The 16,183-nt window shown below is 66.7% G+C and carries 14 protein-coding genes; 8 read left to right on the top strand and 6 right to left on the bottom strand.

What is annotated here, in order from left to right:
- Positions 1-64: 64 nt before the first annotated feature.
- The 3 genes from ACT6SE_RS19825 (at position 65) to ACT6SE_RS19815 (ending at position 4,387) form a co-directional block, all read left to right on the top strand.
- Positions 65-466 carry a hypothetical protein gene (locus ACT6SE_RS19825; RefSeq protein ID WP_046432987.1) on the top strand — a complete coding sequence of 134 codons (402 nt, stop codon included), beginning with the start codon at positions 65-67 and terminating at the stop codon, positions 464-466.
- 217 nt (positions 467-683) lie between these two features.
- Positions 684-3,086, top strand: coding sequence for a TonB-dependent receptor plug domain-containing protein (locus ACT6SE_RS19820; protein WP_080342782.1), 2,403 nt, complete (start codon positions 684-686; stop codon positions 3,084-3,086).
- The gene (locus ACT6SE_RS19815; RefSeq protein WP_046432981.1) at positions 3,086-4,387 is read left to right on the top strand and encodes an aminotransferase class V-fold PLP-dependent enzyme; all 1,302 of its coding nucleotides are present in this window, start codon (positions 3,086-3,088) and stop codon (positions 4,385-4,387) included. Before ACT6SE_RS19820 ends, ACT6SE_RS19815 begins: the two co-directional genes overlap by 1 nt.
- Before the next feature lie 367 nt (positions 4,388-4,754).
- On the opposite strand, the gene ACT6SE_RS19810 is transcribed toward ACT6SE_RS19815, so the two are convergent.
- Genes ACT6SE_RS19810 through ACT6SE_RS19795 form a run of 4 tightly spaced genes read right to left on the bottom strand, consistent with a single transcriptional unit; the run spans position 4,755 to position 8,627 of the window.
- Positions 4,755-6,269: an aminotransferase-like domain-containing protein gene (locus ACT6SE_RS19810; RefSeq protein WP_014648735.1), complete on the bottom strand. Its 1,515-nt coding sequence runs from the start codon at positions 6,267-6,269 to the stop codon at positions 4,755-4,757.
- 9 nt (positions 6,270-6,278) lie between these two features.
- Positions 6,279-6,878, bottom strand: a complete 600-nt coding sequence (locus ACT6SE_RS19805; protein ID WP_046432980.1) for a DUF6436 domain-containing protein — start codon at positions 6,876-6,878, stop codon at positions 6,279-6,281.
- Positions 6,878-7,156, bottom strand: a complete 279-nt coding sequence (locus ACT6SE_RS19800; RefSeq protein ID WP_169411283.1) for a hypothetical protein — start codon at positions 7,154-7,156, stop codon at positions 6,878-6,880. Before ACT6SE_RS19800 ends, ACT6SE_RS19805 begins: the two co-directional genes overlap by 1 nt.
- Before the next feature lie 55 nt (positions 7,157-7,211).
- Positions 7,212-8,627 carry an aminotransferase-like domain-containing protein gene (locus ACT6SE_RS19795; protein ID WP_046432979.1) on the bottom strand — a complete coding sequence of 472 codons (1,416 nt, stop codon included), beginning with the start codon at positions 8,625-8,627 and terminating at the stop codon, positions 7,212-7,214.
- A 182-nt stretch (positions 8,628-8,809) separates the two neighbouring features.
- Between ACT6SE_RS19795 and cyoA the strand changes: the two genes are divergently transcribed.
- Genes cyoA through ACT6SE_RS19770 form a run of 5 tightly spaced genes read left to right on the top strand, consistent with a single transcriptional unit; the run spans position 8,810 to position 13,355 of the window.
- Positions 8,810-9,715 (top strand): ubiquinol oxidase subunit II, encoded by a 906-nt coding sequence (cyoA, locus tag ACT6SE_RS19790; RefSeq protein WP_014648731.1) that lies wholly within the window; start codon positions 8,810-8,812, stop codon positions 9,713-9,715.
- Between the two features lie 5 nt (positions 9,716-9,720).
- Positions 9,721-11,697: a cytochrome o ubiquinol oxidase subunit I gene (gene cyoB / locus ACT6SE_RS19785; RefSeq protein ID WP_032958781.1), complete on the top strand. Its 1,977-nt coding sequence runs from the start codon at positions 9,721-9,723 to the stop codon at positions 11,695-11,697.
- The gene (cyoC, locus tag ACT6SE_RS19780) at positions 11,694-12,329 is read left to right on the top strand and encodes a cytochrome o ubiquinol oxidase subunit III (RefSeq protein ID WP_014648729.1); all 636 of its coding nucleotides are present in this window, start codon (positions 11,694-11,696) and stop codon (positions 12,327-12,329) included. Before cyoB ends, cyoC begins: the two co-directional genes overlap by 4 nt.
- A gap of 1 nt (position 12,330) precedes the next feature.
- On the top strand, positions 12,331-12,663 hold the full coding sequence (gene cyoD / locus ACT6SE_RS19775) for a cytochrome o ubiquinol oxidase subunit IV (protein WP_006399830.1): 333 nt from the start codon (positions 12,331-12,333) through the stop codon (positions 12,661-12,663).
- An 11-nt stretch (positions 12,664-12,674) separates the two neighbouring features.
- Complete coding sequence (locus ACT6SE_RS19770; protein WP_046432977.1) at positions 12,675-13,355, top strand: SCO family protein; 681 nt, start codon at positions 12,675-12,677, stop codon at positions 13,353-13,355.
- Between the two features lie 259 nt (positions 13,356-13,614).
- On the opposite strand, the gene ACT6SE_RS19765 is transcribed toward ACT6SE_RS19770, so the two are convergent.
- Together ACT6SE_RS19765 and ACT6SE_RS19760 are read right to left on the bottom strand one after the other, a co-directional pair.
- Positions 13,615-14,193 (bottom strand): hypothetical protein, encoded by a 579-nt coding sequence (locus tag ACT6SE_RS19765; RefSeq protein ID WP_046432975.1) that lies wholly within the window; start codon positions 14,191-14,193, stop codon positions 13,615-13,617.
- Positions 14,193-15,959, bottom strand: coding sequence for a S8 family serine peptidase (locus tag ACT6SE_RS19760; RefSeq protein WP_088375310.1), 1,767 nt, complete (start codon positions 15,957-15,959; stop codon positions 14,193-14,195). Before ACT6SE_RS19760 ends, ACT6SE_RS19765 begins: the two co-directional genes overlap by 1 nt.
- Positions 15,960-16,183 lie beyond the last annotated feature (224 nt).

The following is a 16,183-nucleotide window of genomic DNA, read 5'->3' as shown; positions in this document are numbered from 1 at the left end:
ACGTGATGGGGGGCAGGGAGATGCGATCGACGACGTGGGATGCCAGGCCAGCGGAGCCCGGCCGATGATCGAGATGATCGAAATGCTGCTTGTCCTCTGGGTACTTCCCAGTCTGTTGACCCTGGCGCTGATGCTGCTGATGTTGTTCGGCGCGCCACGGTGGCGCGGCAACCCCTGGGTGTACCGTGTCGGCTTCGCGTTGCTGGGCGGGTTTCTGACACCGACGTTGTTGGGGGCCGGTCACGGTGGGTTGCCGTGCGCGACTATCGGCGGGCTGGTGATGATACTGACGCAGCTGCAATGGATCGGCGATCTGCAGGTCGACTTCATGGGGATCGGGATTCGCAACAGGGGCATCTGGATCATGTCCACCCCCGCCTTGGTGGTGTTCGCCGCCATGATGTTCGTTCCGCTGCGAACGGCACGGCCGGCCCGATTCGGCTTTGGCGACGACGCCAACGGCTAGCCGCTGTGTGCGGGGATGGGGCGTGGGTCTGCATTGCCACCCATGCATGGCGTGGATCTACGGATGAGCCCTGGCAGGGGCCAACCTTGGTTGGCGCATCAAGCTGTCGTACTGACGTCATGCCTCCTTCACACATCGCGCCGAGACTGCGCGCCTTGTCCAGGCCTGTTGTGTGCGCACAGGTGCTGGCCCTGTCGCGTCCTCCCGGAGCCCTGCCGTGCATCGTTCGAAGCTTTCGCGTTCCATCCTCCTTGCCCTTTCCATGGCCAGCGCAGGAGGCGCGATCGCAGCGGAGGCCGATGCGGTCGATGCCGCCGGCGGCAGCCGCGCCGCACCCACCCAGCTCGACGCGATGCTGGTCACCGGTACCCGCGCGTCCAACCGCACCCAGTTCGAAACGCTGGCGCCGGTGGATGTGTTCAGCAAGGAAGACATCAGGTCCGTCGAATCCACCGACCTGAAGGACGTGCTGGCCCAGCTGGTGCCGTCGTTCGTGGTGCAGCGCCTGCCGATGGCGGACGGCCAGGTGTTCGTGCGTCCGGCGACGCTGCGTGGCCTGTCGCCGGACCAGACCCTGGTGCTGGTCAACGGCCGCCGCTTCCACCGCAGCGCGCTGCTCGGCAACCGTGGTGCACAGGCCGCTGATCTGGCACAGATTCCAACCAGCGCGATCAAGCGCATCGAGGTGCTGCGTGATGGCGCGTCGGCGCAGTACGGCTCGGACGCCATCGCCGGCGTCATCAACATCATCCTGGAGGATGGGCCGGGTAGCGAGATCACCGCCGGCTACTCGCAGTACGCGCAGGGCGACGGTGCTTCGCGCGATTTCAGTGCACGCACCGGCTGGTCGCTGGGCGACTATGGCAGCCTGGTGCTGTTCGCCGAATCGTCCACCTCCGACGCCACCTCGCGCACCCGCCAGCGCCCCGATGCCATCGCCTTCCAGGCCGCGCATCCGGAGCTGGAGGTGCCCAACCCGGTGCAGCGCTGGGGCCAGCCGGAACTGGAAAGCCGCCGCGTCGGCTTCAACGTAAAGGCCAACGCCAGCGATACGCTGGAGCTCTATGCCTTTGGCCTGTACAGCCACAGCGATGGCGTCAGCGATTTCAACTGGCGCAACCCGGACACCACCACCGGCGCGTACCGCACCACCGCCATCTTCCCGGGCTGGATCCTGCGCTCGCTGTATCCGGTCGGCTTCAGCCCGCAGTACGGCAACGTGCAGAACGACCTGCAGCTGGTCGGTGGCCTGCGCGGCGAGATTACGCCGAAGCTGCGCTGGGATGTCAGCGCCTCGTATGGCCGCAACGCCATCGACTATCGCCTGAAGAACTCGATCAATGCCTCGCTCGGCCCGGCCAGCCCGACCGACTTCGATCTCGGCCGCCTGACCCAGACCGAGAAGAACGCCAACGCCGACTTCAACTACGAATGGGACGTGGCTGCGCTGTCCAAGCCGATCAACGTCGCCTTCGGTGGCGAGTTCCGCCAGGAAACCTACCAGGTGCGCGCCGGTGATCCGGCCTCGTACGCGGTGGGTCCGGGCGCGGCTGCGGGCCTGGAGGCCAACTCCAATGGCGCGCCGGGCTTCTCGGCCAGCCAGGCCGGGCAGTGGAGCCAGGGCAGCAAGGCCGCCTACGTGGACATGGAAGTGCCGCTGGGCGAGCGCTGGAGCATCGGTGCAGCCAGCCGCTATGAGGACTTCTCCAGCTTCGGCAGCACACTGGACGGCAAACTGTCGGCGCGCTTCGCGATCACCCCGGACGTCGCCCTGCGCGGCACCGTGTCCACCGGCTTCCGCGCGCCGACGCCGGCGCAGCTCAACACCACCAGCACCACCCAGGGGTTGGATACGCGCACGCTGCAGATCTTCACCAGCGGCCGCCTGTCGCCGAACGATCCGCTGGCGCAGCTGCTCGGTGCCAGGCCGTTGAAGCCGGAAGAATCGCGTACCGCATCGCTGGGCCTGACCTGGCGCACCGACCTGGGCCTGTCCGGCTCGGTGGATGTCTACCAGATCAAGCTCACCGACCGCTTCAGCCAGTCGGCCAGTTTCGCCATTCCGGCCGGTACGCCCAATCCGCTGGGCTATACCTCGGTGAACTACTTCACCAACGACTTCGACACCACCACCACCGGCGTGGACGTGGTCGGCAATTGCCTGCGCGACCTCGGCGCGGGCCGCATGACGCTGACCCTGGCCTACAACTACAACCGCACCCGCGTGGACAACGGCAGCACCTCGGTGGCCACCAACGAGACCCAGCGCGTGCTGTTCGAAGATCGCCTGCCCGAGCACAAGGGCAGCCTGACCGGCAGCTGGGACATCGGTGCCTGGTCGCTGATGGCGCGCATGCGCTACTACGGTGCCTGGACCGATTCCAGCGGCAATGCGGTGGGCGATATCTACCAGCGCTTTGGTGCGATGAGCTTCCTCGACCTGGCCGTCGGCTATCGCATCAACGAACATCACAGCCTGCGCGTGGGTGCCGACAACGTGTTCGACCGCTATCCGGACGAAGCCACCTTCCAGGCCAGTCGCGGCCTGGTCTACTCGCGCAATGCGCCGTACGACACCGACGGTGCCAACCTGTACGCACAGTACCGGCTGAGCTTCTGATGGACCGCAACCGCCGCGTCCTGTTGCGTGCCGGTGCACTGCTGCCGGCTGCAGCTGCGCTGTCTTCACTGCCCGCCATGGCGGCCGCGGGTTACGCTGCGCCCATGCAGATTCCCGCAACGACCGTAGCGCCGGACGCGCTGGCCCGCGATGAAGGCTACTGGGCCGCCGTGGCCAGCCACTTCGACATCACCGATGAAGTGAACCACCTGGAGAACGGCTACTGGGGCGCGATGGGCCGCGAGACGCTGGCCAGCTACCAGCGCCACACCGCCGAGGTGAACCGTGGCAACGCCTGGTACGGCCGTCATGAGTTCCCGGCGCAGTACATGGCGGTGCAGCGGCAGGTGGCCGAACTGCTGGGCGTGGGCGCCGACGAGATCGCACTGACCCGTGGCGCCACCGAAGCGATGCTGGCGCTGATCGGTGGCTACAACCGCCTGCGGCCCGGCGACCAGGTGCTGTACGCCGACATCGACTACGACAGCATGATCGGTGCGATGCGTTGGCTGCAGCAGCGCCGTGGCGTGCAGGTCGAGCGCATCGCGCTGCCGGTGGTGCCCGACCATGCGCAGATCCTGCAGGCCTACGAGGCCGCGTTCGCGCGGCTGCCACGCCTGAAGCTGGTGCTGCTGACCCAGGTCAGCCATCGCCATGGGCTGGTGCTGCCGGTGGCCGAGATCGCCGAGCGTGCACGCGCACGCGGTATCGACGTGATCGTCGATGCGGCGCACGGGTTCGGCCAGATCGACTACGCGGTGCCGCAGCTCAAGGCCGATTTCGTCGGCATCAACCTGCACAAGTGGATCGGCGCACCGGTCGGTGTCGGCGCGATGTACGTGCGCAGGGGCCGCGTTGCGGACCTCGACCCGTACATGGGCGAGACCGACGACGGCCGCGTGGGCAGCCGCGTACACACCGGCACGGTCAACTTCGCCGCTTACCTGGCACTTCCGGAGGCGATTGCCCTGCACCAGCGCATCGGTGCGGACAACAAGCAGGCGCGCCTGCGTTACCTGCGCGAGCGCTGGACGCTGCCGGCGCGGCAGATGGCGCACATCGAAGTGCTGTCTTCGCCGGATCCGGCGTTGGCGAGTGCATTGGCCAGCTTCCGCCTGAGCGGGCGCACCAGCGTGGCTGACAACATCGCGCTGCAGAAGCGCCTGTTGGATGAGCATCGCGTGTTCACCACCCATCGCGACGGCTTGGACTCCGGCGCCTGCGTGCGGGTGACGCCGTCGGTGTTCACCCGGCCGCAGCAGATGGATGCGCTGGTGAAGGCCCTCTCCGCCTTGGTCTGACCCTGCTTTGGTGGGTGCCAACCTTGGTTGGCACATTCCAACCGTGCCGGGGAATCTTCCGCCGGCCAGTGGCCGGCGCTACCGATCGGGTGGGTGCCAACCTTGGTTGGCACATTCCAACCGTACCGGGGAATCTTCCGCCGGCCAGCGGCCGGCACTACCGGTCGGGTGGGTGCCAACTGTTGGTTGGCACATTCCAACCGTGCTGAGGAATCTTCCGCCGGCCAGCGGCCGGCACTATCGGTCGGGTGGGTGCCGACCGTTGGTCGGCACATTCCAACCGTGCTGAGGAATCTTCCGCCGGCCAGCGGCCGGCACTACCGGTCGGGTGGGTGCCGACCGTTGGTCGGCACATCCCATTCCAGGGCTACCGCTCGATCGCCGGCAACGCGTCCGACAACAACAACCGGTCAATCCGTTGCAGCGCACTTTCCAGCTGCCGGCGATCGGCCGCCAGCCCCAGCGACAGCCGCACGCCGTTCTGATGCTGCACCCCCGGCGGGCAGAACGCCGATGAGGGCGCGATCGCCAGCCCCTGCAGCTGTGCGGTACGCACCAGGGTGGCGTCAGTCCATGGCGCTGGTACCCGGCACCAGGCATGCAGGCCTTCGGCGCGCAGCAGCAGCGAAGGCGCCAGCAGGTAGCGCGCCATGCGCATGCGCTCGTGCGCTTCGCTGCGCACCTGCGCCAGCAGCGATTGCGCCGAACCATCCAGCAGCAGCTGGCTGGCCAGCGCCGCCACCAGCGGATGCCCCATCAACCGGGTGGCGCGCAAGGCCGAAGCCATCGCCTCGGCGTGCGCAGCGCTTGGGCACTGCACGAACGCAGTGCGCAGGCCGGGGCTGATCACCTTCGACAGCGTCGCCACGTAGAACACATGGCGCGGTGCCAGCGCCGCCAGCGGTGTCTGTGCATCCTCGGCGAGGTGCCAGTAAGGATCGTCTTCGATCGCCAGCAGGCCTTCCCTCTCCAGAACACGCGCCAGCGCTTCGCGCCGCTGCAGCGGCAGGCTCAGCGCGGTCGGGTTCTGGCAGGTGGGGTTGAGATAGACCAACCGCGCGCCGCTTTCGCGTGCCAGCCGGGCCAGCGCATCGGGGCACATGCCGTGTTCGTCGCTGTCCACCGGCAGCAGCCGCCGGCCCAGTGCGGCGGCGGCCTGCAGCAGGCCCGGATAGACCAGCGCATCGCAGAGGATCGCATCATCGTCGCGGCCCTGGCTGACCAGGATCGCGGCAAGCGCCACCTGCGCGCCTTCGGTCAGCAACAGGCTGGCATCCTCCACCGCGCCCAGCATCGGTTGCAGCCAGCGCGCTGCCGCGTGGCGGTCGGTGGGATTGCCGCCGCCCAGGTGGTAGGTCATCAGGTTCGGCGCGTTGCTGCGCGCAAGCACGGCGGCGGCACCGCGGCGCAGGGTTTCGGCCAGCGCATCGGCATCGGGCACCGGCGGCACGTTCATGCTCAGGTCCACCACCTGGTCGAAGCCGGCCTTGGGTGGTGCGATGAAACTGCCTTGTGGCCCGCGCGCCTCGATCAGGCCGCGCTTGCGCGCTTCGTCGAACGCCCGCGTTACCGTGGTCAGGTCGACGCCGAGCTGCTGCGCCAACGCACGCTGCGAGGGCAGGCGTTGTCCTGGTGCAAGCCCACCGCGACGCACCGTGCGCTCCAGCGAATTGACGATGCGCAGGTAGATCGGCCCGTTGTGCGCGAGCACGTCCTGCACCCATTCGCGGGCTGCGACATCCGGTCGCGGCATGTACGGAGCATGTCGGGGCGTATCGTTGCTTCCAACGGCGGGAGCCTGTCCATAACCATCGGTCGGTTCGGACAGGTGACCGCCGTTGTTGCTTGTGGCGGCCACAGCGGCCAGCGTCAGTGGTGTCATTGCGCGTCCTCAGCGCTTGGCCTGCCAGGGGCAGTAGCAGCCCACGGCAAGCAGTCCTTTCGGGCGCACGGTTTCGCCGCGCACCAGTCTGTCCAGCAGTGGTTCGACGAAGCTGTTGGCCGAGTTGCAGACCATGCCGATGCTGTACGGGCCGGCATAGGCGAGGTGGCCCTGCCGGTCCCAGATCGCCACGGCAGGGCTGGCCGGGATGTGTTCGATGCCGTCGATGGTCGGCAGGTTGATCACCTTGTTGCGCAGCGGCTCAGGCAGTTCGCCCTGGGTACCGGGGCGGCGGATCGCATAGAAGTCGATGCCGGCGCGGCGGTACATGCTGATCAGGTAGCTCAGGTGTGCGCCGGTTTCGCGGTTGCAGACGGCACACGCCGGGTCCCAGAAGTGCACCACGCGGATGCGGCCGGTATCACCGGCCAGATCGGACGGCAGGCGCAGCTGCGAGTCGTCGAAGACGATGGCCTGTTCGGTGAACGTCGACTGCGCGCTGTAGCCGAAGTACTGCCACAGCGCAGCCGCCACGCCGGCCATGAACAGGCAGGCGAGGGCGATCATCGTCGGCAGCAGCCAGCGGCGGCGCGGCGCGGCTGCGCCCATCAGGACGCGTCCCCGCCGAACTTGTGCACGTACTGCTTGCGCATCTCGCGGCAGGAGTCGGCCTGCGCGCGACGCTGGATCTCGCTACGCGACGGATCCTCGCTGCGCTGCACGCATTGCTCGATGGCGTGGCGCTCGGCGGCCTGCACATCCACGGTCTGCGGCTGCAGGCAGACCCAGGCCAGCGCGGCCAGCATCAACACCACAAAGCCACCACAGCCGGCCATTACCAGGTGGAACTTCAGTCTCTCGGCGCGCATCGACGCACGTCCCTTCATCCATACATTGCATACAAAATATCATCTTGTATGGATGAGGCGCCATGCGCCCGGTTCAGACGATGGCGTTGTGCCGGGCCCCGGGGGCCTCAGACAGGATCTCGTTCAGTTTGGCCAGCGCCCCGGCCAGCGCATCCTGGTCAACTGCGCCGCCCAGCGACAGGCGGATGGCGTTGCCCGGTGGCGGTTCCTCCACGCTGAAGGCGTCCGAGCTGGCGATGCCCAGACCCTGTTCCTGTGCGGCCTGGATCAGCCGGTACTGGTCCAGCCGCGGCGGTAGCGGCAGCCATACGTGCAGGCCGGCCGGGTGCGCCCGCGCGCGGGACGGCAGGTACTGCGCGGCAATCGCCTGGCGCTCGCGCAGCTCCTGCTGGAAGCGCTGCACCATGTCCTGGGCCTGGCCGCTGCGGATCCACTGCGACGCCACCGCCACCATCGACTGGGTCGGCATCAGCGCGATCGCACGCAGGGCGTCCAGCACCGGTTCCATCGGTTCGCCGCCCGGCACCACCAGGTAGGCGGTGCGCAGGCCCGGTGCCAGGCACTTGGACAGGGTGGAGATGTAATACACCGGGCAGCCGGCGTCGCGGTGGGCGGCCAGCGGCGGTGCGGCGTCCCCGGCCAGCAACCAGTAGGGATCGTCTTCGATCACGGTCAGATCGTGGCGCTTGGCAACCGCCAGCAGGGCCTGCCGGCGTTGTGCCGACATCGTCGCCGTGGTCGGGTTCTGGATGGTCGGTACCAGGTACAGCAGGCGCGGGCGGCGCAGCTGGCAGGCCTCTTCCAGCGCTTCGGGCAGCATGCCTTCGGCGTCCATCGCCACCGGCACCACACCCCGCTGCAGCACGCGCGCGGCGGCCAGCAGGCCCGGGTAGGTCAGCTGCTCGGCAGCGATCAGCTCGCCCGGCTGGGTGCGGGCCAGGATCAGTGCGCACAGTGCGGTCTGCGCGCCGGGGCAGATCACCACCTGGTCGGCACCCACCGTGCCCAGCACCGGTGACAGCCACTGCACGGCGGCGGCGCGGTCCTCGCGGGTGCCGGCGCCGACGTGGTAGCTCATCAGTTCGCCCTGGCCCAGCTGCTGGCCCACGTGCTGGAAACCGGCCTCCATGCACTGTGCGAACGGCGCGCTGCCCAGCAGCGGCGGGATGTTCATGCTCAGGTCCACCGAGGTGCTGCGGTTGCCGGCCGACAGCGCGATGAAGGTGCCGCCGGCGCCCTGCGCATCCAGCAGGCCAGCCTGGCGCAGCTCGGCAAAGGCCCGGGTGACCGTGGTCAGGTCCACGCCCACCTGCTGGGCCAGGTCGCGCTGCGGCGGCAGCCGGTCGCCCGGACGCAGCACGCCGTCATCCACTGCCTCGCGCACCTGCTGGGCGATCTGCAGGTACAGCGGGCCAGCGCCCTCGCGGAAGGGGCGAACCCAGGTGCGATTGGGGTGTTTCAGGCGGCGGCCGGCGGCAGGTGGCGTCATCGGTCAGTTTTTCCATACGTGCAGATGCACAAGTCCATACAATGATGTATCTTGTATGGGCTTGATTGGAGTGGATCGCTCTCTTGTAGGCGATCTCGTACCCACAGTGTAGCCGCTCCACGCCCGGGCGCTGCGCGCAGGCGAGCCGGTCAAGCGCGCTTCTTCAACAGGGTTGACCTCCAATGAATATCTGCTGGAACCGCATCCGCCTGGCGCTGGTCGCCCTGGCCTGCGTCGGCCTGTCGGGCTGTGACTGGGTGCTGCTGGATTCGAAGGGCATGGTCGGGCTCGCCCAGCGCGACCTGATCCTGATCTGCATCGGCCTGATGCTGATCGTGGTGATACCGGCCATCGTGCTGACCTTCGTATTCGCCTGGCGCTTCCGCGCCGGCAACACCAAGGCGAAATACACGCCGGACTGGTCGCATTCCACCAAGGTGGAGATCGTGGTCTGGGGCGTGCCGCTGCTGATCATTGCCGGCCTGGCCGTGATCGTGTGGAAGTCGACCCACGAACTGGACCCGTACAAGCCGCTGGACGTGGCCGGTGAGCCGCTGCACGTGGACGTGATCGCCACCGACTGGAAATGGGTGTTCGTCTATCCGGACCTGGGCATCGCCACGGTCAACCAGCTCAACTTCCCGGCCAACCGCCCGCTGGCGTTCAACATCACCTCCAACTCGACGATGAATACCTTCTTCATCCCGCAGCTGGGTGGGCAGATCTACGCGATGGCCGGCATGCGCACGCAGCTGCACCTGATCGCCAACGAGCCCGGCCAGTTCCGTGGCATGTCCGGCAACTACAGCGGGCATGGCTTCTCGAACATGAAGTTCATTGCCACCGCCAGCAGCAACGAGGAGTTCGAGCGCTGGGTGGCCGAGGTACGCAGCGCACCACAGGCGCTGGACTTCAACCAGTTCAAGGCGCTGGCCGCACCGTCGAAGAACGCGCCGGTGCAGCACTTCTCCAGCGTCGAACCGCTGCTGTTCAAGAAGGTCATCGACCAGTTCATCGGCGTCGGTGAGAACACCGCTGCTGCGTCCCCGGCGGGTGCTGCCGGTGGTGCCCAGGTTTCCCAGGAGTAACGAACATGTTGGGTAAATTGACGTGGGAGGCCGTGCCGCTGCACGAGCCGATCGTCGTGGTCACGCTGGCGGCCATGGTGCTGGGTGGCCTCGCGCTGCTTGGCGCGGTGACGTACTTCAAGCTATGGGGCGTGCTCTGGCGCGACTGGTTCACCACCGTGGACCACAAGAAGATCGGCATCATGTACGTGGTAGTGGCGCTGGTCATGCTGGTGCGTGGCTTCGCCGACGCGCTGATGATGCGCGCGCAGTTGGCCGCGGCCGGGCCAGGCAGTGATGGCTTCCTGCCACCGGAGCACTACGACCAGATCTTCACCGCGCATGGCGTGATCATGATCTTCTTCGTGGCCACCCCGTTCGTGGTCGGCCTGATGAACATCATCGTGCCGCTGCAGATCGGCGCACGCGACATGGCGTTCCCGTTCCTCAACGCCTTCAGCTTCTGGATCTTCGTGGTTGGCGCTGCGCTGATGATGATCTCGCTGGGCGTTGGCGAGTTCGCCATGACCGGCTGGGTGGCCTATCCGCCGCTGTCGGGCATCGAGTTCAGTCCGGGCGTAGGCGTGGACTACTACATCTGGGCGTTGCAGGCCTCGGGCATCGGCACATTGCTGACCGGCGTCAACCTGTTCATCACCATCCTGCGCATGCGTGCGCCGGGCATGACCCTGATGAAGATGCCGGTGTTCACCTGGACGGTGCTGGTCACCAGCGTGATCATCATCGCCGCCTTCCCGATCCTGACCGTGGCGCTGGGTGCGCTCACCCTGGACCGCTACCTGGACTTCAACTTCTACACCAACACGTTGGGTGGCAACCCGATGATGTACGTGAACCTGGTGTGGGCCTGGGGCCACCCGGAGGTGTACATCCTGGTGCTGCCGGCGTTCGGCATCTTCTCTGAAGTCACCGCCACGTTCGCGCGCAAGAAGCTGTTCGGCTACAAGTCGATGGTGGGCGCCACGCTGGCGATCGGCATCCTGTCGTTCATCGTCTGGCTGCACCACTTCTTCACCATGGGCTCGGGTGCCAGCGTCAATGCCTTCTTCGGCATCATGACGATGATCATCGCCATCCCCACCGGGGTGAAGATCTTTACCTGGCTGTTCACCATGTACGGCGGCCGCGTCGAGTTCAGCGTACCGATGCTGTGGACCATCGCCTTCCTGGTCACCTTCACCATCGGTGGCATGACCGGCGTGCTGCTGGCCATCCCGGGCGCGGACTTCCTGCTGCACAACAGCCTGTTCCTGGTCGCCCACTTCCATAACACCATCATCGGCGGCGCGCTGTTCGGCTACCTGGCCGGCTTCGCCTACTGGTTCCCGAAGGTGTTCGGCTTCACCCTCAACGAGCGCCTGGGCAAGTGGTCGTTCGCCTGCTGGGTGATCGGCTTCTACCTGGCCTTCATGCCGCTGTACATGCTGGGCTTCATGGGCATGACCCGCCGCATGAACCAGTACGACAACCCGGCGTGGACGCCGTACCTGATCGCCGCCTTCATCGGTGCACTGTTCGTGTTCGCGGGCATCATCCTGATGCTGGTGCAGATCTACGTGAGCGTGCGCGACCGCAAGCGCAACCTGGACCTGACCGGCGACCCGTGGAACGCACGCACGCTGGAATGGGCCACGCCGTCGCCGCCGCCGTTCTACAACTTCGCCGTGGTGCCCAAGGCCGATGAGCTGGATGCCTTCCACGAAGCGAAGAAGCGCGGCCTGCCGCCGCCGCCGAAGACGTACGCCCCGATCCACATGCCGAAGAACACCGGCGTGCCGCTGATCCTCAACATCTGGATCCTGGTGCTGTGCTTCGCCCTGGTCTGGCACATCTGGTGGATGGCCGCAGCCAGCTTCATCGCGATGATCGTGACCCTGATCGTGCGGTCCTACGATGAGGACGTGGATTACTACGTCAGTTCCGAAGAGGTGGCGCGCACCGAAGCGGCCAACCTTGCCAAGCTGAAGGAGGTACGCGCATGAACCTGTTGACCCGCCCGGAGCTGGCCAGCGACACGCAGGCGCACGAGGACCACCACGAGCACGACCATGGCCACGAACAGGGCGGCATGAAGGTGTTCGGCATGTGGGTCTATCTCATGTCCGACCTGGTGCTGTTCGGTTCCCTGTTCGCCTCGTACGCGGTGCTCAGCACCGCCTACGCCGGCGGCCCCACCGGCAAGGACCTGTTCTCGTTGCCGTTCGTGATGGCCGAGACCTTCCTGCTGCTGGTCTCCAGCATCACCTACGGCCAGGCCGTTCTGGCCATGCATCGCCACGATGCCTCGGCGGTGCTGCGCTGGCTGGGCGTGACTTTCGTGCTCGGTGCCTCGTTCATCGGCATGGAGATCTACGAGTTCTCGCACCTGATCCACGAAGGCGCGGGCCCGAGCACCAGTGCCTACCTGTCGGCGTTCTTCGCGCTGGTCGCCACCCACGGCCTGCACGTGGCCAGCGGCCTGATCTGGATGGCGGTGGTCATGCACCAGGTCTACCGCCGTGGCCTGACCCCGACCAACATCACCCGCGTGTCGTGCCTGAGCCTGTTCTGGCACTTCCTGGACCTGGTGTGGATCTGCGTCTTCACCTTCGTCTACCTGATCGGAGCCTTCTGACATGGCCCACGTCGAAACCTCGCGCGCCGGCAATGCGCACGGCTCCACCAAGTCCTACCTGATCGGTTTCGTGCTGTGCGCGCTGCTGACCGTGGTGCCGTTCGCACTGGTGATGAATCCGGTGCTGTCGCGGCCGCTCACGCTGTTCCTGCTGGTCGGCTTCGCAGTGGCGCAGATCCTGGTGCAGCTGGTCTATTTCCTGCACATGGACCGCAAGTCCGAAGGTGGCTGGAACCTGGCCAGCTTCGTGTTCACCCTGGTGATCCTGTTCATCGTCGTCGCGTTGTCGGTCTGGATCATCTGGAGCATGCACTACCACATGATGATCAACTGAGCTGGCGAACCGTGAAAGGCATTGCGTTCCCCCATCGTGGCCTGCGCCTGGCCGCAGGCCTGCTGCTCGGCCTGCTGGCCGGCTGCAGCGCGCAGTCGCGCATGGACTTCTATGCGAAGGACATCGCCTGCGAAGAACTTGGCCAGCATTGGTCGATGCCCGACAGCCACGGCACCGTGCGCGGCCCGAAGGACCTGCAGGGGCAGGTGACCTACCTGTTCTTCGGCTTCACCAGCTGCCCGGACGTGTGCCCGACCACGATGGTCGAGCTGAGCCAGGTCAAGCACCTGATGGGCAAGGATGCCGATCAGCTGCAGGTGGTGTTCGTCAGCGTCGACCCGGCCCGCGACACGCCCGAGGTCGCGCGCACCTATGTGGAAGCGTTCGATCCTAAGGCAATCGCGCTGGTTGGCAACGATGCGCAGCTGGCCGCGATGGCCAGCGACTTCAAGGCGTTCTACGAAAAGGAACCCGGTCAGGTACCGGATACCTACACCATGAGCCACATTGCCGGCGGCTACGTGTTCGACCGCCAGGGCCGCCTGCGCCTGTTCGCGCCGTACGGCATGCCGGTGGAAAAGCTGTTCTCGGACGTGCAGCGCCTGCTGCTCGAGCCCGGCCACCCGGCCGCCGGCAACGACGCGCTGGCCAGCTGCCACCTCAAGCACAGCGGCACACTGGCCGCGCGGTAACGCCGGTGGGTGCCAACCTTGGTTGGCACGTCCGAATCTGCTCCTGGTAGATGCCAACCTTGGTTGGCACAGCTGTAGAGCCGAGCCCATGCTCGGCGCCGCGCGCACCGCGCCTGCGGCACCCCGTAGACAGCAGCCGAGCATCGGCTCGGCTCTACACGCGCGCGGCCCCGGCAGGTGCCGACCGTTGGTCGGCACACCCCCACACCAATCCCCGGCCGGCCAGGAGAGCCAGCCGGCCGGGGTACCGCTCAACGCCTTACTTGGTCTCTTCCCACTGCACCACGTCCGGCTCGGTGGCGCGGATACCAGCGGTGGACAGCAGCCTGGTGGTCGCATCCAGTGCCGCGTTCACCGACGGGTACTCCACGATGGCCTGGCCCGAAGCCTTCGACACCTTCACCACGGTGCCACCGGTGGCCGTAGCCGCGCGCTGGGCCGATGCTGCATCGGTGAAGAACACCTTGACCCGCGAGGTCGCCACCACCGGCGCTCCGTCACGGGAGACCGCCGCCGCGAACTTGCCGGCACCGGCATCAGCAGGCGCCGCCGCGGCGCCATCCAGCGAACGCTTGGTACGCGCGCTGGTGGTCGCCGCCGCCTGCGGGGTGATCGTGAACTGGCCGCCGCTGGCCTGCTTTACCGTTGCCGAGGGCGACAGCTGGAAACGCGTGCCGCCCACATCGAACGAGCGGCCGGTAGCGGACGCCTTCAGTTCCTGAGCATCCACGGTCGACAGGGTCCTGGCCGGAGGGGTCTGCCCCGAGCTCTGTGCCCAGGCAGGGGAGGTCATCGCCGCGAAGGCGAGCGTGCTCAACAGAATGGTGGTCTTCATCATCAGTGCCCCAGAACGCGGATCTTGAAGAATTCGAGGTTGCCACGCGATGCAGCGGTCGCGGCCTGCCCCATGTCGGTCACTTCCAGCGTCCAGGTGCCCGTGGCGTTCTCATCCAGGAAGGCATTGCTGGACAGCAGGTCCCAGCTGGTGAAGTTGCTCTGCGCGCCACCCGTGCCCGAACCGATCGCGGTGAACGCCGGTTGCACCACGCTGCGGGTACCGCTGGGCGACACCAGCACGAACTGCAGCTGGCGCGTATTGCGGTGGTTGACCCGGAAGCCCAGCTGCACGCTTTCGATGTTGCGCGCGCCGTTGGCCAACTGGAAGGTCAGGCGTGCGGCGGCGGCCGAGGTGTTGCCGATGGCCACGGTACGCGTGGTGTTGCGCCAGCCGCTGTCGACCAGCGCACCGAGCGACTGGAAGTTCTCGGCCACCTGCACCGCGCGTGCAGCGTTGACCACGCCGAAGCCATACCAGTTGCTGTAGGCACGGCCGGCAGCATTCACCGTCCAGCCTGGCACCAGCGTGCGCCCGTCGGCCAGCGTCACCGCCGGCTGGTTCGGGTGGTTGCGGGTGGCGGTGGTGGCCAGGATGTACTTCACATCGCGATAGGACAGGTTCGGATTGGCTTCCAGCACCAGTGCCGCCACGCCCGAGACCATCGGCGCTGACGCCGAGGTGCCGTTCATCTTGGCGGTGTAGTTGCAGGTGCTGTCGATGGCCGACAGGTTGCTGTCCAGCGTGTTCTGGCGGTTGGTGTTCTTGTTGCTGCCCTGCGCGCACCCGGTCACGTCGGTGGTGACGATGGCCGGGTCGTAGGCGCGTGCCACCAGGCCGGGGGCGTACTGGGCCTGCAGGCCGTATTCGCCGCCGAAGGCCGACACCCACAGCGCCGAGCCGGTGGAGGAATACGACGAGCGCACGCCATCGGCACGCACCGCGCCTACCGTGATCACGTTGAACAGGTTGTTGCGCGGATCGCGTCCGGCCGGCACGCAGCCGGTGTTGCGGTTCTTGGTGTCGGTGGTGCAGACATCCTGGGTCTGGCTGATCGAGGCATTGTTGAAGTTGTTGCCCGCCGACTTCACGTAGATGCCGCCGCGGCCACCGCGCGTACCCGACAGTGCCTGCTCATACGAACGAATCGTGTTTTCGCTGTACGCCAGCGGCAGGTTCGGATTGCCCGGGCCGGCGCCCCAGCTGTTGTTGAACACCTGCACGTCGGCCGATTCCGCGCCGTCCCACCAGGCGTACTCGATGTTGCTCTGCTGGTTGCCCAGGGCTGAGCGCGAAATCGGATTGAAGCCCTTCAGCGTCGCCGCCGGCGCCACACCACGTACGCCCAGGTTGTTGGCGCCCACCGCGCCAGCAATGCCGCCGACCATGGTGCCGTGGTTGTCGACGTCCGGGTTGGTCGGGGTGGGGTTGTTCGAGCCGTTGGTGAAGTTCTTGCCGGCCACCGCCGCCACGTTGGCCGCCAGGTCCGGATGCGCGATCTGCAGGCCATCATCGACGATGGCGATGGTGACACCCTGGCCACGGATGCCGTTGCGGAACAGGCCATCCACGTTCAGGTCGTTGCCGGCCACCGGCAGGGTGTCGGCCGGGACGGTCTGCCCGGTGTTGAGCAGGTGCCACTGGATACTCGCCAGCGGATCGGCCTGTTGGGCCTGCGCGGTGGCGGCCAGGCTGCCCAGCACCAGGGCAGTGGCAAGGGCCAGGCGCGCGGAGCGCGGTGGCGCGGAGCGTTGCGTGTGTCGCTTCATACACGAATCCTTCTGTTGTGAATCGGCATGGCAGGACGGCGGGGCGGAACTGCCCCATCGCAACGAGCCAAACGCGACACAACGGAGAACCCCCTACCTCTTCACATCCGCAATGTACGAATATGCAAATTGCGTCACAAACACTTAGTACGTCAGGTTATGACAGGGCGCGCGAATGCCTTCACGCCATCTTCGCGCGTCTGCTTCGAGGGCCGGAAACGTGG

The sequence above is a fragment of the Stenotrophomonas sp. LC732 genome (genome assembly GCF_052446685.1).
Taxonomy (GTDB): domain Bacteria; phylum Pseudomonadota; class Gammaproteobacteria; order Xanthomonadales; family Xanthomonadaceae; genus Stenotrophomonas; species Stenotrophomonas muris.
This window is presented reverse-complemented; position numbering and strand designations above follow the sequence as displayed.